The sequence below is a fragment of the Nonomuraea aurantiaca genome (assembly GCF_020215705.1).
Taxonomy (GTDB): domain Bacteria; phylum Actinomycetota; class Actinomycetes; order Streptosporangiales; family Streptosporangiaceae; genus Nonomuraea; species Nonomuraea aurantiaca.
In genome coordinates this window covers 229,115-251,539 of record NZ_JAIWNB010000005.1, presented here as the reverse complement: position 1 = coordinate 251,539, position 22,425 = coordinate 229,115, and the positions used below count along the sequence as shown (strand labels likewise).

The 22,425-nt window shown below is 70.6% G+C and carries 22 protein-coding genes; 15 read left to right on the top strand and 7 right to left on the bottom strand.

Features of this window, described 5'->3' with window-relative positions; all coding sequences use genetic code 11:
- Positions 1-101: 101 nt before the first annotated feature.
- Positions 102-404, top strand: coding sequence for a hypothetical protein (locus LDL49_RS15245; RefSeq protein WP_225291686.1), 303 nt, complete (start codon positions 102-104; stop codon positions 402-404).
- A 32-nt stretch (positions 405-436) separates the two neighbouring features.
- On the opposite strand, the gene LDL49_RS15240 is transcribed toward LDL49_RS15245, so the two are convergent.
- Together LDL49_RS15240 and LDL49_RS15235 are read right to left on the bottom strand one after the other, a co-directional pair.
- A complete protein-coding gene (locus tag LDL49_RS15240) occupies positions 437-1,012 on the bottom strand; it encodes a Uma2 family endonuclease (RefSeq protein ID WP_225291685.1) in 576 nt (191 codons plus the stop codon).
- A gap of 57 nt (positions 1,013-1,069) precedes the next feature.
- A complete protein-coding gene (locus LDL49_RS15235; RefSeq protein ID WP_225291684.1) occupies positions 1,070-1,675 on the bottom strand; it encodes a hypothetical protein in 606 nt (201 codons plus the stop codon).
- 181 nt (positions 1,676-1,856) lie between these two features.
- Between LDL49_RS15235 and LDL49_RS15230 the strand changes: the two genes are divergently transcribed.
- The 3 genes from LDL49_RS15230 to LDL49_RS15220 are packed head-to-tail and all read left to right on the top strand — an operon-like array spanning position 1,857 to position 4,340.
- Positions 1,857-2,615, top strand: a complete 759-nt coding sequence (locus tag LDL49_RS15230; RefSeq protein WP_225291683.1) for a glucose 1-dehydrogenase — start codon at positions 1,857-1,859, stop codon at positions 2,613-2,615.
- A 3-nt stretch (positions 2,616-2,618) separates the two neighbouring features.
- Entirely contained in the window at positions 2,619-3,539 is a 921-nt protein-coding gene (lipP1, locus tag LDL49_RS15225) for a LipP1 family hormone-sensitive lipase (RefSeq protein WP_225291682.1), read from the top strand.
- Positions 3,540-3,542: 3 nt separating this feature from the next.
- Entirely contained in the window at positions 3,543-4,340 is a 798-nt protein-coding gene (locus LDL49_RS15220) for an alpha/beta fold hydrolase (protein WP_225291681.1), read from the top strand.
- 3 nt (positions 4,341-4,343) lie between these two features.
- On the opposite strand, the gene LDL49_RS15215 is transcribed toward LDL49_RS15220, so the two are convergent.
- Both LDL49_RS15215 and LDL49_RS15210 read right to left on the bottom strand, forming a co-directional pair.
- A complete protein-coding gene (locus LDL49_RS15215) occupies positions 4,344-4,949 on the bottom strand; it encodes a DUF4126 domain-containing protein (RefSeq protein WP_225291680.1) in 606 nt (201 codons plus the stop codon).
- Between the two features lie 4 nt (positions 4,950-4,953).
- Positions 4,954-5,853 (bottom strand): choline kinase family protein, encoded by a 900-nt coding sequence (locus LDL49_RS15210; RefSeq protein ID WP_225291679.1) that lies wholly within the window; start codon positions 5,851-5,853, stop codon positions 4,954-4,956.
- 61 nt (positions 5,854-5,914) lie between these two features.
- Between LDL49_RS15210 and LDL49_RS15205 the strand changes: the two genes are divergently transcribed.
- Complete coding sequence (locus LDL49_RS15205) at positions 5,915-8,296, top strand: GcvT family protein (protein WP_225291678.1); 2,382 nt, start codon at positions 5,915-5,917, stop codon at positions 8,294-8,296.
- Here the strand turns inward: LDL49_RS15205 and LDL49_RS58370 are convergent.
- From LDL49_RS58370 to LDL49_RS15190, 3 genes are all read right to left on the bottom strand, one after another.
- A complete protein-coding gene (locus LDL49_RS58370) occupies positions 8,253-9,053 on the bottom strand; it encodes a GntR family transcriptional regulator (protein WP_225291677.1) in 801 nt (266 codons plus the stop codon). The genes LDL49_RS15205 and LDL49_RS58370 overlap by 44 nt on opposite strands.
- A 34-nt stretch (positions 9,054-9,087) precedes the next feature.
- Positions 9,088-10,221, bottom strand: a complete 1,134-nt coding sequence (locus LDL49_RS15195) for an NAD(P)H-dependent flavin oxidoreductase (protein ID WP_225291676.1) — start codon at positions 10,219-10,221, stop codon at positions 9,088-9,090.
- 99 nt (positions 10,222-10,320) lie between these two features.
- On the bottom strand, positions 10,321-10,983 hold the full coding sequence (locus LDL49_RS15190) for an acyltransferase (RefSeq protein WP_225291675.1): 663 nt from the start codon (positions 10,981-10,983) through the stop codon (positions 10,321-10,323).
- A 110-nt stretch (positions 10,984-11,093) separates the two neighbouring features.
- On the opposite strand from LDL49_RS15190, the gene pyrG reads away from it, so the two are divergent.
- The 10 genes from pyrG to LDL49_RS15140 all read left to right on the top strand — a co-directional run bounded on the left by pyrG (position 11,094) and on the right by LDL49_RS15140 (position 22,193).
- Positions 11,094-12,758: a CTP synthase gene (pyrG, locus tag LDL49_RS15185; RefSeq protein ID WP_225291674.1), complete on the top strand. Its 1,665-nt coding sequence runs from the start codon at positions 11,094-11,096 to the stop codon at positions 12,756-12,758.
- The gene (locus LDL49_RS15180) at positions 12,755-13,366 is read left to right on the top strand and encodes an NUDIX domain-containing protein (protein WP_225291673.1); all 612 of its coding nucleotides are present in this window, start codon (positions 12,755-12,757) and stop codon (positions 13,364-13,366) included. Before pyrG ends, LDL49_RS15180 begins: the two co-directional genes overlap by 4 nt.
- A 15-nt stretch (positions 13,367-13,381) precedes the next feature.
- Positions 13,382-14,287: a site-specific tyrosine recombinase XerD gene (locus LDL49_RS15175; protein WP_225291672.1), complete on the top strand. Its 906-nt coding sequence runs from the start codon at positions 13,382-13,384 to the stop codon at positions 14,285-14,287.
- A 116-nt stretch (positions 14,288-14,403) separates the two neighbouring features.
- A complete protein-coding gene (locus LDL49_RS15170; RefSeq protein WP_225291671.1) occupies positions 14,404-15,345 on the top strand; it encodes a ParA family protein in 942 nt (313 codons plus the stop codon).
- Entirely contained in the window at positions 15,342-16,154 is an 813-nt protein-coding gene (locus LDL49_RS15165; protein WP_225291670.1) for a segregation and condensation protein A, read from the top strand. The genes LDL49_RS15170 and LDL49_RS15165 overlap by 4 nt, the downstream gene beginning before the upstream one ends.
- A gap of 310 nt (positions 16,155-16,464) precedes the next feature.
- The gene (scpB, locus tag LDL49_RS15160; RefSeq protein WP_225291834.1) at positions 16,465-17,046 is read left to right on the top strand and encodes an SMC-Scp complex subunit ScpB; all 582 of its coding nucleotides are present in this window, start codon (positions 16,465-16,467) and stop codon (positions 17,044-17,046) included.
- On the top strand, positions 17,043-19,205 hold the full coding sequence (locus LDL49_RS15155; protein ID WP_225291669.1) for a pseudouridine synthase: 2,163 nt from the start codon (positions 17,043-17,045) through the stop codon (positions 19,203-19,205). The genes scpB and LDL49_RS15155 overlap by 4 nt, the downstream gene beginning before the upstream one ends.
- Positions 19,206-19,273: 68 nt before the next feature.
- The gene (gene aroH / locus LDL49_RS15150) at positions 19,274-19,633 is read left to right on the top strand and encodes a chorismate mutase (protein WP_225291668.1); all 360 of its coding nucleotides are present in this window, start codon (positions 19,274-19,276) and stop codon (positions 19,631-19,633) included.
- A 67-nt stretch (positions 19,634-19,700) separates the two neighbouring features.
- The gene (locus tag LDL49_RS15145) at positions 19,701-20,831 is read left to right on the top strand and encodes a prephenate dehydrogenase (RefSeq protein WP_225291667.1); all 1,131 of its coding nucleotides are present in this window, start codon (positions 19,701-19,703) and stop codon (positions 20,829-20,831) included.
- 198 nt (positions 20,832-21,029) lie between these two features.
- Entirely contained in the window at positions 21,030-22,193 is a 1,164-nt protein-coding gene (locus tag LDL49_RS15140; protein WP_225291666.1) for an NAD(P)/FAD-dependent oxidoreductase, read from the top strand.
- Positions 22,194-22,425: the final 232 nt, after the last annotated feature.

The following is a 22,425-nucleotide window of genomic DNA, read 5'->3' as shown; positions in this document are numbered from 1 at the left end:
CGGCACATCCCCGTCGGCGACTTCGTGGAGTGCGGCGATGTGAGGAATGCTCCCACTGTGAGCCGGCTGGCGCTCCGGAGCGTGTCCGATGTGCCCGGCTGGTGGACCTGATCGTCGAGAGCGGCTGGCGGGCGTTCCTGGAGCAGGAGTTCGGGACGGTCGAGCAGGCCGACGAGCGGGTCATCGCTGAGATGGTGATCGACGAGCCCGACAGGCGCCCGGGCGGGTGGTGGACGCGGCATACGGTCAACGTGTCGGTGGTGCGCAGGCCGTACGGCATCTCGGTCGAACTGCTGGCGCGGCGGCTGCACTGCCGATCCTGCTCGAAGGCGGCTCCCCACGACGCGGCAGGCTCAGGCGGTCTGCGCCATGCTCAACGATGGCGCGAGTGCGGAGGAGTATGACGCGTTCATCCACCGCACCTGGGGGTGCGAGGTCAGCTGATTGACTGGTCCAGATCGAGGTCGATGTCCACGGGGAAACCGATGTCGGCCTGGAGGCGCTTGCGGTGGATGCCGGTAGGTGCGTAGGCCCGGGCCGCGGGGTCGAGTTCGAATGTGTAGACGACGGGCTTGGCGTCTTCCTTTTCCACTCGCCAGAAGTGCTTGATGCCAGCATTCGAGTATTTGATGGGCTTGGTTGTCCGGTCGCGTTCTCTCGATTCGTCGGAAACCACCTCGATGACCAAGTGAACGTCCTCCGGCTTGAAGGAGATAACGGAGTCGTGCACCGCCGACCTTTCCACGAGGAGAATGTCGGGTTCGGGACGCTGCCGCAGGCCGAGTGTCACGGTCATTTCGCGGGCTACAGCCAGGTGTTCTGGTGGTGTGAGGCGCCGTTCGAGAAGACGAAGAACCCACATGTGGAATGCGGTCTGCGGTGGCATCAAGATGAGGGACCCATCGATCAGCTCGACGTGCTTGGGCGCGTCGGGGGGGAGGTGATCGAGCATGTCGGCGGTCCAACCGCCGGGAGGGCCGGGATAGAACCACTCAGGAAATGCCGCGGTCATCACACGTCTTCTCAAGAAGCTCACTTAATGAAGCCATAATGCCACGCCAGGTAACCGTCAGGTGAGGTCTCGGCGCTCCTGCGTGCTCCTGCGATAGAGCTCGTCGATCTCGTCCAGCGGGTCCGGGGCGCGGCGGCGGGCCTCGATCTCCAGCTCCGTGCGGGAGTGGAGGTCGTCGATTCCGGCCGAGGCATGCTGGAGCTGGTCGCCAAGGAGGTCGGCGCGGATGCGGGCGCACATGGCGGTCAGTTTGGCCTGGTGCTCGCGTAGACGGTGGAGCGTCGCATGGTCGACATACGGCGAGGCGCGGCGCTGCTGGGCGTACATGGCGAGTTGTCCGTCGTGTACGTCGGCCTGCGCGGACAGGTCGGCCAGGAGTTGCGGGAGGTCGCCGAGGCCCCAGCCCTGACGTTGGGCGTGGTCGACGGCCTGGCGGGTGATCGAGACCTCGCGGCGCAGGTCGAGGCGGAGGCGTTCGACCTCACCGGCGTCGCCGGCGCCCATGGCGTTGACGTGGGTGGTCAGCTGGGATGCCGCCTGCTTGGCCTTGCTCGCCGCCTTCTGGCCCAGCTTGACGAGGAAGTAGATGCCGACGCCGGCCACCAGGCCGAAAAAGCACAGGACCGCCAGGATGATGAGAAGGACTTCGGCGATCGTCCCCACCTCCTGCTGACTGTCAACTGCCGACTGTTGAACGCTCGCTGCTTAGAGGATAGTGCGAGCGCGGGGCTGGTGCGTGGCCAAGCAGGCTCGCCGGGGCCACGCCGACTCTGCGCCACCAAGCAAGCTCTTGATTGTTATCGCGGATGCGTGATTCAGTTCACGTACCGCGAAGGAGCCACGCATGCTTGACGGCAAGGTAGTGCTCATCACCGGCGGCGCCAGGGGTATGGGGGCCGCGACGGCCCGCCGCTGCGTCGCGGCCGGGGCGAGCGTCGTGATCACCGATGTTCTGGTGGAGGACGGCACCGCCACCGCAAAAGACCTCGAATCACGATTTATCCCGCACGACGTGACCAAACAGGATCAGTGGGCTGATGTGGTCGAGGAGGTCCTGGACGAATACGGCCGGATCGACGGGCTGGTCAACAACGCGGGCATCGCTCGCTCCGCGCTCCTGGAGCAGTACACGCTCGACGACTTCGAGCGCGTGCTCAAGGTGAACCTCGTCGGCGTCTTCCTCGGGCTCAAGTCGGTGGTCGCGCCGATGCGCGCGTCAGGCGGCGGGTCGATCGTGAACCTGTCGTCGGCGGCCGGGCTGACGGCGCTGCCCGGCACCGGTGGCTACGGTGCGTCCAAATGGGGGGTCCGCGGGCTCACCAAGATCGCCGCGATCGAGTACGCGCCCCACCGGATCAGGGTCAACTCCGTCCATCCCGGGATGATCGTCACTCCGATGACGCTCCGGCACGGCGCGGTCTCGGGCGACGGCGGGTTCCCGCTGGCCGCGGCCGGACGGTGCGGTGAGCCCGAGGAGGTGGCGGAGGCCATCGCGTTCCTGCTGTCCGACGCCGCCTCGTACGTCACGGGCGCCGAGCTGGCGGTGGACGGCGGCTGGACGGCGGGCGAGACCGCCATGCTGCCGCGGACGGAGGGTGAGTGAACGATGGCGATCGACGAGGTCACCAGGGCGGTCATCGACGCGATGACGGCCGTCTTCCCCAAAGTGGGCACCGAGGTGACGGATGCCGCCGAGGCCCGGCGGATCCTGGCCGAGATGCCCCAGCCGGAGGCGGAGCCGTACAAGGTGGGCCGGGTGGAGAACCGGATGGCGGGCGACCTGCCCGTGCGCGTCTACTGGCCGCCGACGGAGCGAGAGACGCGGCCGGTGGTCGTGTACTTCCACGGCGGTGGGTTCACGCTCTGCACCCTGGACACCCACGACCCCGTCTGCCGCCTGATCTGCACGGACGCCGACGTGATCGTGGTGTCGGTGGACTACCGGCTGGCGCCGGAGCATCCGTATCCGGCCGCCGTCGAGGACGCCTACGCCGCGACCCGCTGGGTGTACGAGCACGCCCGGGAGCTGGGCGCGGATCCCGGCAGGCTGGTGGTCGCCGGTGACAGCGCGGGCGGGAACCTGGCGACCGTGACGTGCCTGAAGGCCAGGGACGAGGGCGGCCCGCCGATCGCGCTGCAGGTGCTGATCTATCCCGTCACCGACGCCGCCCAGGACGCGCCCTCGCACGCGGAGAACGCGGAGGGATATTTCCTGACCGCAGGGCACATGCGGTGGTACTGGGACTGCTACCAGCCCGACCACGCGAGGCGCGCCGAGCCGTACAGCTCGCCCATCAACGCGGACGTGAGCGGGCTGCCGCCCGCGCTGGTGATCACGGCGGAGCACGATCCGCTGCGGGACGAGGGTGAGGCGTACGCGGAGCGGTTGCGCGCGGCCGGGGTGGACGCGCGGAGCGTGCGTTATGCCGGGATGTTCCACGGGGCCTTCGGGCTGGGCGCCATGCTGCCCGTCGCGAAGGAGGCCGAGGAGCGGGTCTGCGCCACGATCAAGGAGCGGGTGGGATAAAAGATGCCTTATGCCGATTTAGGGAATGACATTCGGCTCTTTTATACCGACGACGGCAAGGGGGACGGGCCGCCGCTGCTGCTCGTCCACGGCTGGGGTACGGACTCCCACCAGTGGTCCTGGCACATCGACGCGCTCGCCGGCAAGCACCGGGTGATCGCGGTGGACCTGCGCGGGCACGGCTACTCCTCCGTGCCCGACGAGGGCAACACCCCGCGCCAGATGGCCGCCGACCTCGCCGCGCTGCTGGACGTGCTCGCCATCCCCGAGGTGATCGCGATCGGCCACTCCATGGGCGGGCAGGTCGTCTCCATCCTGGCCGTCGAGCATCCGGACAAGGTACGCAAGCTGGTCGCCCTCGATCCCGGCTACGGCATCACGGCGGACGTCGCGCGGACCTTCCCGGAGACGATCGCCGCGCTGCGCGGCCCGCACGCGCACGCCGCCGCCGAGCAGCTCGACCAGTGGTGCACCAACGCCGCCACCCCGGCCGTCATCAAGCGCTGGCACAAGCGACGGCTGTACGGCATGGCGCCGCACGTGCTGCTCCAGGCGTTCGAGGCCATGTTCACGGAGCCCGACGCGGTCGGGATGCGGCCGGCGAGCGACGACTACCTGGCCCGCAGGCAGTGCCCGGTGCTGTCGATCTGGTCCGACCCGGAACGCGCGGCCTGGGAGTCGGGGCTCTGCAATCATCCGGCCTCGAAGGTGGTGTGCTGGGAGGGTTCCAGCCACCGGCTGCACGAGGAGCGCCCCGGCGAGTTCCTCCTCGTCCTGCGCCGATGGTTACGGGCCTCCTGACCGCTATGAGCTTCCTGAGGTCCGTTTGGCCCGTCGGGCGGCTCGGTAGCGGCGTACTCTCCTGATCGTCCACCAGGCGAGCAGGGCCAGCGCCAGCAGTGCGACGATGACCAGCACGGGCAGGAACACCGCGACCAGGCTCATACCGAGCGACCCGACGTCCTCCACCGTGCTGGCGACGGGCGCGCCCACGCCGCCCGTCCCCACGTTGATCATCGGACGGGCCGTCGCCTTCAGCGCGTGTACGGCCAGCGCCAGCAGGATGCCCAGCAGCCAGCCCGCCCACGGGTGCTCGGTCATCCAGGTCGAGTGGTCCAGCTCCGACGCCGCGTTCGTGGCGCTGAAGACGACGCCGCCGGCCGCCGGCCGTACGGCGGTCTGGATGGTGTCGTTGATGCTGTCGACGGCCGGGATCTTGTCGAGCACCATCTCCGCGACCAGCAGCACCGCGATGATGGCGAGCACGCCCCAGTTGGACAGCCACGAGTAGCCGTCGGGCAGCTTCACCCTGTCGGTGAAGTTGGCCAGGATGCCCACCACGAGGAGCGGGATATAGGCGTTCAGGCCGGCGGCGGTGGACAGTCCGAGCCCTGTCAGTGCGGCGAACATGTTTCTAGTCTGCCCGGACCGCCTCCTCCATGAGGCGCGGCAGACCGGATCCGGTGAACTCGGCGACCGCCCGCTCGTACTTCTCCATGCCCCACGACCAGAAGTCGAAGTCGATGCTCTGGTTGGCGCCGTCCTGGATCGAGGCCCACAGCGTCCAGCCGTACTTGGACATGAGCCCGAGCAGCCGGGCCCGCGCGATCTTGTGGCGCAGGCGGCGGCCGTAGTAGGCGGTGACGAGCTCTTCCAGCAGGTCCGGGGACAGGTCCGACTCGCTCCAGATGTTGCCGAGCTCGAAGCAGGGATCGTTGTTGCCGGCGTACTCGTAATCGATCAGCCAGAGCCGCTCGCCGTCGTCGATGATGTTGCCGGGCAGCAGGTCGTTGTGACACGGCACCCGCCCCACATCCCGAATATCCAGACATTTCCGGATCCGCTCAACCTCGGGCATGAAGTCGAGATATCTCGCCGGAAGGCGGTATCCGCGGCTCTGGACGATCTCCAGATAGCCCCGCTGTACCTCGAACATGTCGAAGTCCCGCCCGAACCGGGACCCCGCGTGCAGTCGCCCGCACACCTCGGCCAGTCGCCGCAGGTTCGCCGGATCACGCAGATCGGCCTCCGTGAACGTCCGGCCCGGCAGAAAACCCACGATCAGCACCCCGAGCTCCGGCAGGTAGTCGTGCACCGGCGCCCCCACCCCGATCCGCGCGGCGGCCAGCGAGCAGGAGTGCTCGACGTCCCGGTCGATCGCCAGCAGCGATCCCTCGCTGGCCGACACTCGCACCACGTAGGCCCCGCCGGGAACGGTCACCTTGTAGTTGCGGTTGGTCAGCCCGCCGGGCAACTCCTCGACGGAACGCGGCACGCCGGACAGCAGGGGGATGCGGTCGAGGATCTCGGTCATGCTAGATGCTAGCGCCGCCACTCCCTAAACGGTCTAGACCTTTTAGTGTAGCGTCGCCCGCATGAGCGACTCGGCCCGCATCGTGATCATCGGCGGCGGCGTGGGCGGCGCCTCCGTCGCCTACCACCTGACCCAGCTCGGCGAACGCGATGTCCTCCTGCTGGACCGCGACGAGCTGACCAGCGGCTCGACCTTCCACTCCGCGGGGCTCGTCGGCCAGCTGCGCGCCGACCCCACGCTGACCAGGATGAACCAGTACTCGGTGGAGCTCTACCGCACGCTCGACGCCGGCTGGACGGAGTGCGGTGGCATCAAGCTGGCCGGCACGCCGGAGCGGATGGCCGAGATCCGCCGCCAGATCGGCTGGGCGCGCACGTTCGGCCTGCCGCTGGAGGAGATCTCCGTCGCCGAGGCGGTCGAGCTGTTCCCGCTGATGGATCCCACGGGCGTCGTCGGCGCGGCGTACCTGCCCACCGACGGGCAGATCGACCCCTCCGCGCTCTGCTACGCGCTGGCCGCGAAGGCCCGCGAGGGCGGCGCCCGCGTCAGGCCTAGGACCCGCGTGCTCGGCATCGACACCGAACGCGGCCGGGTCACCCGCGTACGCACCGACCAGGGCGACATCGACTGCGAGGTGGTCGTCAACTGCGGCGGCATGTTCGCCGCCGAGATCGGCCGGATGGCCGGGGTGCGGATCCCGATCGTGCCGATGTCGCACCAGTACGTGGTCACCGACGCCTTCCACGAGCACGCCGGCCTGCCGACGCTGCGCGACCCCGACCTGCTCGTCTACTACCGGCAGGAGGTGCAGGGCCTGGTCATGGGCGGCTACGAGCGCACCTGCGCCCCCTGGACGGCGGACGAGACCTCGTACGACGCCATCCCGGCCGACTTCAACGGCCGCTTGCTCGCGGAAGATTGGGACCGATTCACCGAAATTTCGGAGAATTCGCGGATCCGTGTGCCGGCCATGGCCGACGTCGGCATCCGCAAGATGATCAACGGCCCCGAGGCGTTCACCCCCGACAACGAGTTCTGCCTGGGCGAGACGGAGGTCGGCGGGTTCTTCGTGGCGGCCGGGTTCTGCGCGCACGGCATCGCGGGCGCCGGCGGCATCGGCAGGATGATGGCCGAGTGGATCGTCGAGGGCGAGCCCGCCATGGACGTCTGGCACATGGACATCCGCCGCTTCGGCCGCCAGTACCGCTCCCCGTCCTACACCCTCGCCCGCGTGGTCGAGAACTACGAGACCTACTACGACATCCGTTACCCCGGCCACGAGCGTTCGGCGGGCCGCCCGCTCAAGGTCTCTCCGGCGTACGGCTGGCACGCCGCGCACGGCGCCGAGTTCGGCGAGAAGGCGGGCTGGGAGCGGGTCAACTACTACCGGTCGAACGAACGGGATGGTGGTGGCGACGAGCGGCCCAAGGGATGGGCCGGGCGGCTGTGGTCGCCCGCGATCGGGGTCGAGCACCGGGCCGTGCGCGAGACGGCGGGCCTGTTCGACGAGACCTCGTTCGCCAAGATCGAGGTCTCCGGGCCGGACGCCGCCGAGCTGCTCGAATGGGTCTGCGACAACCGGGTCGCCCGCCAGGTGGGCGCGGTGACGTACACGCAGGCGCTCAACCGGCGCGGCGGCATCGAGTGCGACTTCACCGTCACCAGGCGGGCCGAGGACGAGTTCCTCATCGTGACCGGCACCGCGTTCGGCTCGCACGACCTGGGCTGGCTGCGCAAGCAGGCCGCGCTCAGGGGCGCCGACGTGCGGATCGCCGACGTGACCGGCCAGTACGCCTGCTTCGCCCTCTGGGGACCGCGCGCCCGCGACATCCTCGGGGCGCTCACGCCCGACCCGCTCGCCTTCCCGTTCATGTCGGCGCGGGAGCTGACCGTGGGCGACGTGCCGGTGCTGGCGCTGCGGGTGACGTTCGTGGGCGAGCTGGGCTGGGAGCTGTACTGCTCCAGCGAGTACGGCCTGGCGCTCTGGCAGGCGCTGTGGGAGGCCGGGCAGGCGCACGGGCTGCGGGCCGGCGGCTACCGGGCCATCGACAGCCTGCGCCTGGAGAAGGGCTACCGTGTCTGGGGCGCCGACATCGGGCCCGAGACCACGCCGTACGAGGCGGGGCTGGGCTTCTGCGTCAAGCTCGACAAGGACTTCCTCGGCAAGGACGCGCTCGACCCCGACCCCGGGCGCCGGCTGCGCTGCCTGACCCTGGAGCCGGGCGCGATCGCGCTCGGCAACGAGCCGGTGCGCCTGGACGGCCAGGTCGTGGCCCGGATCACCTCGGGCGGCCACGGCTACACGGTCGGCTCGCCGATCGCCTACGCGTATCTGCCGGTGGGGGTGGGCGCCAAGGTCGAGGTCGAGGTGGAGGGCGTCTGGGTGACCGGGACCGTCGTCAGGGACCCGCTCTTCGACCCGGCGGGGGAGCGGGTGCGCTGAGGCCGCCGCGGGTGGGTGCGCTGAGACCGCTGCGGACCGAGATGCGCACCCGGTCGGAGCGGAACAGGTCGCGGGCGAACTCCACCGGCTCCCCGGCCGCCGCGTAGGCGGTGCGCTCGATCAACATGAGCGGCGTGCCCGGCTCGACGCCCAGCTCGGCGGCCTCGTCGGACCTGGCGATGACCGGGTCGAGGTGCTCGACGGCAGTGCGCGGCTCCAGGTCGTAGCGGGTGGCCAGCAGGGCGTAGAGCGACCCGCCGAGATCCTCCTCCAGGAAGCCGGGCAGCGCGGGGAAGAAGGAGCGTTCGAGCGCCACCGGCGACTGCCCGGCCGAGCGTACCCGGGAGACCTGGTGCACCGGCTCGCCCACGGCGAGCTCCAGCGCGGCGGCGACGGAGCGGGGCGCGGGGACGGTCGTGGCGACCAGCACCCTGGCCTCGGCCTGGAGGTGGGCACGCCGCATCTGCTCGGTGAACCCCGCCAGCCCCGTCAGATCGCACTCGACGCGCGGGTCGGCGACGAACGCGCCGCCCGCCCTGCCCGGCGTCCTGACCAGGACGCCGTCGTGCTCCAGCGTCGCCAGCGCCTGCCTGAGCGTCATCCGGCTCACGCCCAGGCGCGCCGACAGCTCCCGCTCGCCCGGGAGCCGGTCGCCGGGCTCCATCTCGCCGCTGCCGATGGACTCCAGCAGCCACCGCTCGATCTGCACGTGCGCGGGGACACCGGTGCCGCGCTCGACCTCGGGTGTCCCGACCACACGCGCATCGTAGCCGGTCACGCCGACAGCACGGTCACGTCGGCAGAGCGGTCAATCCGGACAGACGGTCCACCGCGTCGGCGAACTCGCTCACCATCTCGTAGACCACCTCGCGAGCGGGCTTGACCTGGTCGAGCTGGCCGACGACCTGCCCGACGAAGTAGTTGGCCAGCTCCACGGCCCCCGGTTCGCCGCGCTCGGCGGCCGTGCCGATGCGGGCCATCGCGGCCTCGGCCACGAGCATCTGCAGCGGCATCCCGAGCGGGCCGGGGCTCTCCGGCCCGGAGTCCCACTCCTCGGTCCAGGCCGACTTGAGCTGCCTGGCCGGCTTGCCGGTACGCGACCTGGACCTGACCGTGTCGAGCGACGAGGCGGCCAGCATCTTCCGCTTCACCGAGGGCGCCGTCTCCGCCTCCTCGGTGGTCAGCCAGACCGACCCGCACCACACGCCTTCGGCGCCGAGCGCCATCGCCGCCGCCATCTGGCGCCCCGAGGCGATGCCGCCGGCCGCCAGCACAGGCACCGGGGCGACCGCGTCCACGACCTGCGGCACCAGCACCATCGTGGCGATCTCGCCGGTATGCCCGCCCGCCTCGGTGCCCTGCGCCACGATCAGGTCCGCACCCGCCGCCACCTGCCGATGGGCGTGCTCGACGGTGCCGACCAGCGCGGCCACCGGCACGCCCGCCGCCCTGGCCTTGGCCACCATCTCCGGCGGCGGCGGTCCGAGCGCGCTGGCGATCAGGCCGATCGGATGCTTGAGCGCCACGTCGATCAGCCCGGTCGCGCCCGCCGCGGTCACCCGCCTGCCGAACTCGTCCGTCGAGGCGGCCACCGGCTGCGGCGGAGCGTTCACGCCGTACTTGGACAGCAGGTGCGTGACGAAGTCGCGGTGCCGTTCGGGGATGAAGTCGGTCAGATGGGCGTCGAGATCGAGCGCCGACGCGTCGAGCTTGCCGGGCACCAGCACGTCGACCCCGTACGGGCGGCCGCCGACGCGCTCGTCGATCCAGGTGAGCTCGGTGTCGAGCTGGTCGGGGGTGTAGGCGATCGCGCCCAGGACGCCGAAGCCGCCCGCGTTCGTGACCGCGGCCACCACGTCGCGGCAGTGGCTGAAGGCGAACAACGGGAACTCGACGCCGAGACGTTCGCAAATGGCGGTCCGCATGGTCCGACGCTAGCCGCCAGAAGGTTGTTCGGTCTACTGCCTGCGCGGGGCGGGATCCACCGTCTGCGGGCGCGCGGACCACCGCTTGAGCGGCCGGGGTCAGGAGGCGGTGGCCTGCCGGTCCATGGCCAGCGACATGCCCGGCGTGTGCCAGCCCAGCGTGGGATCGTAGCTGCGCACCAGCTTGGCGGGCACCCCCGCGACCACGCTGTGGTCGGGGAACTCACCACGTACGACCGCGCCGCCCGCCACCACGCACTGGCGGCCGATCCTGGTGCCGGGCAGGATGATCGCGCCCGCCCCGAGCCAGGAGCCCGCGCCGATCGAGACCGGGCTGTTACGCGGCCACTGCCGGCCGATCGGCGTCTCCGGGTCGTCGTAGACGTGGTTCTGGTCGGTGATGTAGACGTACGGGCCGGTGAAGACGTGCTCGCCGATGTCGATCGACTGGTGGGCCACGATGTGCGAGCCCCGGCCGATCGAGCAGCCGCCGCCGATCCGCAGGATCGAGTCCGGGCCCAGGTCGACTCCGGGGCCCATGCCGCAGGACAGTGACACGCGCTCACCGATCAGCGTGTGGTCGCCGATCTCGATCCACTGCTCGCCGAAGATCGCGCCCGGCGGGAAGGCGATGCTGACCCCGTCGCCCAGATGCCGGAATCGGGTGCCGCCCGGACTGGCGGGAGTGATCGCTCCAGCCGCGCGGATCGCCTTGTAGGCACGGTGAATCAGCGCGCCCGTCGCCCGCCGTACAAATGACATAGGGCCCAAAGTTACCGCTAGGTCATGCCGTTCGGGCATGTCGGGGGCGTTGTTTGATATCCTGAGAGCCCGTGGACGCTTCGACCACACATCGACCCACGGGAGCCCCTTTGCGCAGCGCATCGCAAACCAAGCATCTATTCGTCACCGGCGGTGTCGCCTCCAGCCTAGGGAAGGGGCTCACCGCCTCCAGCCTGGGCCGTCTGCTCAAGGGACGCGGTCTCCGGGTCACCATGCAGAAGCTCGACCCCTACCTCAACGTGGACCCCGGGACGATGAACCCGTTCCAGCACGGCGAGGTCTTCGTCACCGACGACGGATCCGAGACCGACCTCGACGTCGGCCACTACGAGCGGTTCCTCGACACCGACCTGCACGGTTCGGCGAACGTCACCACCGGCCAGGTCTACTCCAACGTCATCGCCAAGGAACGGCGCGGCGAATACCTGGGCGACACGGTCCAGGTCATCCCGCACATCACCAACGAGATCAAGGACCGCATCCGGGGCATGGCGGGTCCTGAGGTCGACGTGGTCATCACCGAGGTGGGCGGCACGGTCGGCGACATCGAGTCGCTGCCGTTCCTGGAGGCCGTACGCCAGATCAGGCACGAGGTCGGCCGCGACAACGTCTTCTTCCTGCACGTCTCGCTGCTGCCGTACATCGGCCCGTCCGGCGAGCTGAAGACCAAGCCGACGCAGCACAGCGTGGCCGCGCTGCGCAGCATCGGCATCCAGCCCGACGCGATCGTGCTGCGCTCCGATCGGCCCGTGCAGACGGCGATCAAGCGGAAGATCAGCCTGATGTGCGACGTGGACGAGGACGCCGTGGTCTCGGCCGTGGACGCGGCCTCGATCTACGACATCCCCAAGGTGCTCCACTCCGAAGGGCTCGACGCCTACGTGGTGCGACGGCTCGGCCTGCCGTTCCGCGACGTGGACTGGAAGGAGTGGGAGGAGCTCCTGCGCCGGGTGCACCGCCCGGCCAAGGAGGTCACCATCGCCCTGGTCGGCAAGTACATCGACCTGCCCGACGCCTACCTGTCGGTCACCGAGGCGCTGCGGGCGGGCGGGTTCGCCAACGACGCCCGCGTCAACATCCGCTGGGTCAAGAGCGACGACTGCGAGACGCCCGAGGGCGCCGAGCGCGAGCTCGACGGTGTCGACGGCGTGCTGATCCCCGGCGGGTTCGGCGTGCGCGGCATCGAGGGCAAGATCGGCGCGATCCGCCACGCCCGTGAGGGCAAGATCCCGCTGCTCGGCATCTGCCTCGGCATGCAGGGCATGGTCATCGAGGCCGCGCGCAACCTGGCGGGACTCGAAGACGCCAACTCCGCCGAGTTCGACCCTGACGCCAAGCACCCGGTCATCTCCACGATGGCCGACCAGGAGGACGTCGTCGCGGGCGAGCGCGACATGGGCGGCACCATGCGCCTGGGCAGCTACACCGCCAAGCTCGGCGAGGGCACCCTGGCCAGGCAGCTGTACGGCGGGAAGGCCAAGGTCGCCGAACGCCACCGGCACCGCTACGAGGTCGCCAACGCCTATCGCGAGCCGCTGGAGAAGGTCGGCCTGGTGTTCTCCGGGCTGTCGCCCGACGGCCGCCTGGTCGAATACACCGAGCTGCCCGTCGAGGCCCACCCGTTCTTCATCGGCACCCAGGCGCACCCCGAGTTCCGTTCCCGGCCGACGCGGGCCAACCCGATGTTCAAGGGCCTGGTGACCGCCGCGCTCGCCTACGCCGACAGCCGTGTGACCTCGAAGGTGGCCAAGTGAGGGTGGAAGACACGCCCGAGGCGTGGGAAGTCCTCGAATCCCAGGACCGGTTCAAGGGCCGGGTGGTCCAGGTGGTCACCGACACGGTCCGCATGCCGAGGGACACGGTCGCCGACCGCGACTACGTCGTGCACCCGGGTTCCGTCGCGGTCCTCGCGCTCGACGAGCAGGACCGGGTCCTGCTCATCCGGCAGTACCGTCACCCGACGCGCCACCTGCTCTGGGAGCTGCCCGCCGGATTGCGCGACGTCGAAGGAGAATCGCTGGTCACCGGCGCCGCGCGGGAGCTGGCCGAGGAGGCCGGATACCGCGCGGAGACCTGGCACACACTGGTCGACCTCTACACCTCGCCCGGTATGTCCAACGAGCGGATCCGGGTGTTCCTGGCCCGCGGCCTGTCGAAGATCCCCGAGGGCGAGAACGGTTTCGTCCACGAGCACGAGGAGATCGACATGCCGGTCGAATGGGTGCCTCTACCCGACGCGGTAGAAAGGGCGCTCATGGGAATGATCCACAATTCCCCGACCGTGGCCGGTATCCTCGCCGCATATGCGGCTTCGGTCGAGGGATTCGCCCTGTTGCGCCCCGCCGACGCCAAGGAGGCATGACGGAAGGACCACTTCGTGGAGGCGGTGCTCTCCAGCTACCTCGCCCACCTGACGGTGGAGCGGGGCCTGGCTGCCAACACGCTGGCGTCCTACCGCCGTGACCTGGACCGCTACTTCGAGCACCTGCGCTCACGCGGCCGCGCGTCGCTCGGCGAGGTGGGCGAGGCCGACGTGCTCGACTTCCTCGCCGCGCTGCGGGAGGGCGACTGCGACCACCCCGCCCTCGTGGCCAGCTCGGCCGCGCGGGCGGTGTCGGCCGTCCGCGGCCTGCACCGCTTCGCGCTGCGCGAGGGCGTCACGGCCCACGACCCCGCGCACCAGGTACGTCCGCCGCGACAGCTCCGCAGGCTGCCCAAGGCGATCACCGTCGACGAGGTCGAGCGGCTCATCGCCGCCTCCGGCCCCGACGGCGCGCCGCTGACCCTCCGCAACCGCGCCCTCCTGGAGGTCCTGTACGGCACGGGCGCCCGCATCTCCGAAGCCGTCGGCCTGGCCGTCGACGACCTGGAGGCCGAGCAGGTACGCCTGCGCGGCAAGGGCAGCCGTACCCGCGTCGTACCCCTGGGCCGCTACGCCCGCTCCGCGCTCGACGCCTACCTCGTCAGGGCCCGGCCCGGCCTGGTGGCCCACGGCCGGGGCACGCCCGCCGCCTTCCTCAACGCCAGGGGCGGCCGGCTCACCCGGCAGGGCGCCTGGGAGGTGCTCCAGGCCGCCGCCGAACGGGCCGGACTCGCCGGGATATCCCCGCACGTTCTCCGTCATTCCTTCGCAACCCACCTCCTTGACGGCGGAGCCGACGTTAGGGTGGTCCAGGAGTTGCTCGGCCACGCCTCGGTGACGACCACGCAGGTCTACACCCTGGTCACCGTCGACAAACTCCGCGAGGTATACGCAGCCGCGCATCCCCGTGCCCGGCAGTGATCTATAGTCTTTTGCGACGTGCGGCACTTCGGCGTGCCGCCTTGCCGCGTTAAGTGGTGACGCCATAGTGTCCGTCCGGACGGTCCGGTTCGGGATCGTCAGGGAGGTTCGAGCTGGTGACTGTGAAGACCAACGGTTCGGCCCCGGGGACCCCCGACAACCCCTGGGGTGACACGAAGACCAACACGCCTTCCATCGGCGTGAATCTGGGCCCCACCCGGCGTCCCCGCCCGGTGTTCCCGGAACCCGTCGCGCCCGAGATCCACGGGCCCGCGCGGGTGGTCGCGATGGTCAACCAGAAGGGTGGGGTCGGCAAGACCACCACCACCATCAACCTGGGCGCCGCGCTCGTCGAATGCGGCCTCAAGGTGCTGCTCGTCGACTTCGACCCGCAGGGCGCCCTGTCCGTCGGCCTCGGCATCAACCCGCTCCAGCTCGACCTCACGGTCTACAACCTGCTGATGGAGCGCAACGTCACCGCCGAGGACGTGCTGCTGGAGACCGGCGTCGAGGGCCTCGACCTGCTGCCCAGCAACATCGACCTGTCCGCCGCCGAAGTCCAGCTCGTCACCGAGGTGGCCCGCGAGCAGGTGCTCGGCCGCGTGATCAAGCCGCTGCTGCCGCACTACGACGTCTGCCTCATCGACTGCCAGCCGTCGCTCGGCCTGCTCACCATCAACGCGCTGACCTGCGCGCAGGGCGTCATGGTGCCGCTGGAGTGCGAGTTCTTCGCGCTGCGCGGCGTGGCCCTGCTCATGGACACCATCACCAAGGTGCAGGAACGGCTCAACGAGGACCTCGAGATCGAGGGCCTGCTCGCCACCATGTACGACGCCCGCACCCTGCACGGCCGCGAGGTGCTGGCCCGCGTCGTCGAGGCGTTCGGCGACAAGGTCTTCCACACCGTGATCAACCGCACCGTGCGCTTCCCCGACGCCACGGTCGCCGGCGAGCCGATCACCACCTTCGACCCGTCGTCCCTGGGCGCCAACGCTTACCGTGAGCTGGCCCGCGAGGTGCTGTCCCGCTGGCCGGCACCTGCGACAATGGCCAGGTGACGGAGACAGAGCCACAAGGGTTCAGGGTCCACCTGGACGTCTTCGAGGGGCCCTTCGACCTGCTCCTCGGCCTGATCTCCAAGCACAAGCTCGACATCACCGAGATCTCGCTCTCCAAGGTCACCGACGAGTTCATCGCCTACATCCGAGCTCGTGGCCCCGAGTGGGATCTCGACGTGACCAGCCACTTCCTGCTGGTCGCGGCCACGCTGCTCGACCTCAAGGCGGCCCGGCTGCTGCCCTCGGGCGAGGTCGAGGACGAAGAGGACCTGGCTCTGCTGGAGGCCCGCGACCTGCTGTTCGCCCGGCTCCTGCAGTACAAGGCGTACAAAGAGGTGGCGAAGGTCTTCTCCGGCCGCATGGCCGAGGAGGCGCTGCGTTTCCCCCGCACCGCACCCATGGAGCCGCAGTTCGCCAATCTCCTCCCGCAGCTCATCCTCGGCATCAGCCCCGACGACCTCGCCCGCATCGCCGCCCGCGCCTTCGTCCCCAAGCTCCCGCCCACGGTCAGCGTCGGGCACATCTATCAACCGCTGGCCAGCGTGCGGGAGCAAGCCGCTATCCTGGTGGCGCACCTGCGGCGGATGCGGCGGGCCACCTTCCGGGCCCTGGTTGCCGACTGTGACGGCACCATCGAGGTCATCGCCCGCTTCCTGGCGGTGCTGGAGCTCTTCCGGGAGTCCGCGGTCACCTTCGAGCAGGTCGAAGCCCTGGGCGACCTGCACGTGACCTGGACCGGGTCGGACGAAGGGGACGTCTCCGTGGGGGACGACTACGAGGAGAGCGCGGAGAAGACGGCTGATGACTGACCGCTTGGACGACACCCCGCCTCGCGAACCCGCCCCCTTGCCCGCCTGGATGACCCTCCCGGGATCGCTCGCCACCACGAGCACCGACGACGGACCGGAGGACGAACCGGGCGACGGGCTGGAGGACGAACCGGGCGACGAGCCTGAGGCCCCGTCCGCGGTCGACGAGGCGGAGGTCGCGCCGTGGGAGCCGGGCGTGGACGACCAGCTCCAGGAGGCGTCCGTCGAGCCGGATGTGGACGATGAGCTCTGGGACGCGTCCGTCGTGCCTTCCGGCGCGGAGCTGTCCGAGCCAGTCGGCCTGGACGACATACCTGACGAACCCGCCGAGAGCGACCCCCAGGGCGGCGGCCCGACGCTCGGGGCGGCGCTCGAGGCCATCCTGATGGTCGTGGACGAGCCCGTCCCCGAAGTGACCCTGGCGCAGGTGCTCGAACGGCCCACCCACGAGGTGAGCACCGCACTCCGGACCTTGGCCGCGGAATACACCCAAGCCGGACGGGGTTTCGATCTGAGAGAAGTGGCAGGCGGTTGGCGGTTCTACACGCGAGCCGACTGCGCCGCGCTGGTCGAGCGGTTCGTCCGCGACGGCCAGCAGACCCGGCTCACCCAGGCCGCGCTGGAAACCCTCGCGGTCGTCGCCTACCGGCAACCGGTGAGCCGCGCACGAGTCGCCGCGGTCCGCGGCGTCAACAGCGACGGCGTCATGCGGACGCTCGTCGCCAGGGGCCTGGTCGAAGAGGCCGGCACCGACCCGGAGAGCCAGGCAGTGCTCTACCGGACAAGTTCATACTTCCTTGAACGCCTGGGACTGAAGGACATCGGCGAGCTCCCCGAGCTCGCCCCCTTCCTCCCCGACGACGTGGAAAACCTCGAGGAGAATACAAAGTGATCAACAGGCGCAGCACCCCGTCCGGTGATGGACGCGGTCGTGGACGCACCGGCGGCGCGAGCCGTGGCGGCCGTCCCGCCTTCCGCTCGGACGACTCGCGCGGCGGCCCCCGCCGTGAGGGGTTCCGTGGCGGTTCCCACCGAGACGATTCCCGTGGCGGACCCCGCCGCGACGACAGTGACCGTGGCGGAGCGCGCCGCGACGACAGCGACCGCGGCTACAGCCGCGACTCCGGAAGCGAGCTGGGCGCCGGCCGCGACTCGCTCCGCGCCGACCGTGGCGGTTCCCGCGCCCGGTACGGCAGGCCCGCCTCCGGCGACACCCGTGACCGCTCCGGCTCCGGCGGCTCCCGCGACCGCTCCGGCTCGGCGGGCGACCGGGGCGGCTACGACCGTACGTCCTCCCGCGACGACCGTACGTCCCGCGAGCGTTCCTACCGCGACGACCGCTCCCCCTCCCGCGACGGCGACCGTCCGGCACCCGGAAGCGACCGAGGCGGCTACTCGCAGTCCCGCGGCGGCTCTTCACCGTCGCGCGGCGGATATGGCGCGCAGTCGCGCGGCGACCGTGGCTACGGCGGGTCGTCCCGTGGCGAGCGTGGCGGCTACAGCTCGTCCGCCGGGGGCGATCGAGGCGGCTACCGCTCCGACCGCGGCGGCTCCGGCCCTCGGGAGGGTGGCGGCCGTGACGGTTACCGTCCCCAGCGTCGCGACGACCGAGGCGGCTTCCAGGGCGCCCGCCGCGACGACCGGGGCGGCTTCCGCTCCGACCGCAGTGACGATCGGGGTGGGTTCCGTTCCGAGCGTCGTGATGATCGTGGTGGTTTCCGGCCTGAGAGGCGGGACGACCGGGGCGGTTACCAGGGAGCCCGCAGCGACGACCGCGGTGGCTTCCGTTCCCCGCGTAGTGACGACCGGGGCGGGTTCCGTTCCGACCGCAGTGACGATCGGGGCGGGTTCCGTTCCGAGCGTCGTGATGACCGTGGTGGTTTCCGGCCTGAGAGGCGGGACGACCGGGGCGGTTACCAGGGTGACCGTCGTGACGACCGGGGCGGATCGCGTTTCGAGCGTACGGACGACCGTGGCGGCTTCCGGGCCGACCGTGGTGGCCGCAGGGACGGCGGTTCCCGTACCGAGTCCACGCGGACCGGCTACAGCCGCGGAGAGTCCCCGCGGACCGGCAACGGCCGTGGAGAGTCCACCCGTGCCCGCTTCGGACGCCGTGACGACGCCGGCTCGCGCCGCGACGCCGGCCGTCCGAGCCGTACCCCCAGGCGTGACGACGTCCAGACCATCGGCGGGCGCACGTCCGGCGGACGGGACGGGGCGGCCTCCGGTGCGCCGCGCGACCGGTTCAAGACCGCTCGCCAGCCCATGCGGGACCGCAACTTCTTCCCCGACGGCTACACCGACGAGCGCGACACCACCGAGGTGCCCGGCGGCGTACGGCTGCAGAAGGTGCTCGCCCAGGCGGGCGTGGCCAGCCGTCGCGCCTGCGAAGAGATGATCGGCGACGGCCGCGTCACCGTGAACGGGCAGGTCGTACGGAGGTTCGGGGCCAAGGTGGACCCGGCGGCGCAGGTCATCCACGTAGACGGCAAGCGCATCCCGACCGCCCCCGACCTGGTCTACTACGCCCTGAACAAGCCCATCGGCGTCGTGTCCACCATGGACGACCCGCAGGGCCGGCCTTGCCTGGCCGACTATGTGGAGGAGCTCGCGCCGAGACTGTTCCACGTGGGCCGGCTCGACACCGAGACCGAGGGGCTGCTGCTGCTCACCAACGACGGCGAGCTGGCCAACCGGCTGACTCACCCGAGTTATGGGGTGCAGAAGAAGTACTGGGCGAAGGTCCCGGGGCCGATCCCGCGTGATCTCAGCCGTCGGCTCAAGCAGGGCATCGAGCTCGAAGACGGCCTGGCCAAGATCGACTCCTTCTCGATCGTGCAGGAGCACGGCCAGCAGGCGCTGGTCGAGGTCGTTCTGCACGAAGGCCGCAATCACATCGTCCGGCGGCTGCTGGAAGAGGCGGGTCATCGCGTCATCGACCTGGCCAGGATCGAGTTCGGGCCGATCAAGCTGGGCCGTACCAAGGCGGGCACCGTCAGGGCGCTGTCCCTGAAGGAGGTCGGCGAACTCTACGCCGCCGTGAAGCTGTAATCTGGCGGAACGCAGGAGCCCGTGCGAACCTCCGCACGGGCTTCACCGCTATAGAGGGGTGTAATCACATGGTGCGGGCGATCCGCGGGGCGATCCAGGTGGACGCCAACGACCGTGGGGCGATCATCGAGGCGACCACGGAGCTGGTCAGCGAGATGATGGGGCGCAATCAGCTGACCACCGACGATGTGATCAGCGTGCTGTTCACGGCGTCTCCCGATCTGACGGCGGAGTTCCCGGCGCTGGCGGCGCGGAAGCTGGGCTTCCACGACGTGCCGCTGATCTGCTGCACCGAGATCGACGTGCCGGGCGCGCTGCCCAGGGTGGTACGCCTGATGGCCCACGTGGAGACGGACCGGCCGCGCTCCGACATCCAGCACGTCTATCTGCGCGGCGCCGTCGCACTCCGCCAGGACATCGCCCAGTAACGACCCGCTCATCCGCTTCTGTCACCCGACCGAGCTACTCCGACGCCCGATAAATCAGGACATCTACATGGCCTCCGAACTCCGCACCGTGCTGGTAGTCGGCACCGGTCTCATCGGCACCTCCATAGCGCTGGCGCTGCGCGAGCGGGGGCTACGCGTGCTGCTCGCCGACCACGACCAGGGAGCGGTACGGCTGGCCCGGGAGCTCGGCGCGGGCGAGGAGTGGCACCCAGAGACGCACGCCCAGGCCGCTTCGGCGTCGGGTGAGTCGGGTGAGTCCGGCGAGACGATCGATCTCGCGGTGCTCGCGGTGCCGCCCGCGCTCGTCGCCGGTGAGCTGCTGGCGCTGCAGCGCAACGGCACGGCCACGTTCTACACCGACGTGGCCAGCGTCAAGGTGGAGCCCATCGAGCGGGCCGCCCAGCTGGGCTGCGACATGTCCACCTATGTCGCCTCCCATCCGCTGGCCGGCCGCGAGAAGTCGGGCCCCGGAGCCGCCAGGGCCGAGCTGTTCCTGGGCCGCCCGTGGGCGCTGTGCCCCACCCCCGACGCCACGCCGGAGGCCAGGGCGGCCGTGCTGCGGCTGGTGGAGCTCTGCGGCGGCAACCCCGTCGAGGTGGACGCCGCCGAACACGACCAGGCCGTGGCCGTCGTCTCCCACGCGCCCCACGTCACCGCTTCGGCGGTCGCGGCCCGGCTGGCGGACGCGTCCGACGTCGCGCTCGGCCTGGCCGGGCAGGGCGTACGCGACGTCACCAGGATCGCGGGCAGCGACCCGGGCCTCTGGCTCGGCATCCTGTCGGGCAACGCGACGCCGGTGGCCGAGGTGCTGGAGGCCATCTCCCGCGACCTGGCCGAGGCCGCTACGGCGCTCCGCGCGCTGGCCGACGGCGACGGCACGGTCACGCAGGAGATCACCCAGCTGCTCAAGCGCGGCGTGGCCGGTCATGGCCGCATCCCCGGCAAGCACGGCGGCCCCGCGCCCGCGTACGTGGTGGTCCAGGTCGTCGTCGGCGACCGCCCCGGTCAGCTGGCCAGGCTCTTCCAGATCTGCGACGAGGTCGGGGTCAACGTCGAGGACGTACGGCTGGAGCACGCTCCCGGCCTGCCTCTGGGCATCGCCGAAGTCTCCGTGCAGCCGGACGCGGCGGCTGTCCTCACCAAGGCGCTGCACGAACGGGGCTGGCAGGTCCCGTAGTGCGGTGACCGCGATGGTTTCGCGGGTGGTTCGTCGCACTTGCCCGTCTTCATTCCTGTGACGGTCCGTCGTGGCTGGGGTCCTCTTGGAGGGACACCCCCTTCGGGGGGCGGAAGTACGGCGTTGATGTCACATCCCTGGCGGCTCGTTCCGTCTTCAGTGCGGAATCCACCCGGAGTTCGCGAAGGAGCCAGGGACATGACGAACATCCTGATACTGGGCGCCGGCTACACGGGCATCGCGGCCGCGATCAGGGCCGCCACCCGGACGCGCCGCCACGGCGGCAAGGTGACGCTGGTCAGCGCCGCCCCACGGTTCACGGAGCGGCTGCGGCTGCACCAGACCGCCGCCGGCGAACGGCTGCGGGACCACGCGATCGCCGACATCATCGCCGGCACGGGCATCGACCTCGTCCTGGGCCGCGTGAGCGCCCTCGACCCCGTACGGCACGAGGTCACCGTCAACGGCGGGGGCGGGGAGCCCGGGCGCGTGATCGCGTACGACAAGCTGATCTACGCACTCGGCACCGTCACCGACGCCTCGACCCCCGGTGTGGCCGAGCACGCCTACGTCTACGACGACCACGACCAGGCCGTACGACTCGCGCGACGCCTCGGTGAGCTCGACCGGGGGACGGTCGTCGTGGCCGGCGGCGGCCTGACCGGTGTCGAGTCGGCCACAGAGCTCGCCGAAGCGCACCCGAACCTGCGCGTCGTCCTGCTCACCCGGGGTCGTCCTGGCGCGATGATGGGCGATAAGGCCCGCGCCTACGTCGAGCGGGCGATGGACCGGCTCGGCATCCAGGTACGCGACGGCGCCGAGGTCACCAAGGTGCTGCCGGACGCCGTCGAGCTGGCCGGGGGCGAGCTGGTCCACTCCGACGCGACGCTCTGGACCGCCGGCACCAAGGGCCTGCCCCTGGCCGCCGAGGCGGGGCTGACGGTGGACGCGCGGGGCCGGATCGTGGTCGACGCCGCGCTGCGCTCGATGTCGCACCCGGACGTCTACGCCGTGGGCGACGCCGCCGCGGTGCGCCAGCCGTACGGCGTCATGCACGGGACCTGCCAGGGCGGCATCCCGACGGGCCTGCACGCGGCCGACGCGCTCGCCGACGGGCTGCTCGGCCGTCCGGTGAAGGAGTTCCGGTTCGGGTACGTTCATCAGCCCCTCAGCCTCGGGCGCCGGGACGCGGTCATCCAGTTCACCCACCCCGACGACACACCGCGCAGGGCGTACCTGAAGGGGCGGTGGGCCATCGCCTACAAGGAGACGGTGAGCGGCAGCCCGCTGCCCACCTACCGCCTGCTCAAGCGCGGGCTGGTGCCGGTCGGCCTGTTCCGGCTGACGGCCGGATTCAGGTGATGGCGGGTGGCACGGGCCAGGGCCTGGCGGGCCGCCTGATCGACCCCGTTGGCACAGTAACCGATGTCGGAGAGGGCCGAGGCGGACGCCGGATGGACGAGCGCCGAACGGGGCCACGGTCGGGCGGGTGTACGCGGTGGACGCCGGATGGCCGAGCGGGAAATGGGGACCGTGGCCGGACGGGGGTCGCGGCGGACGCCGGATGATCCAGCGCCGAATGGGGACCGTGGCC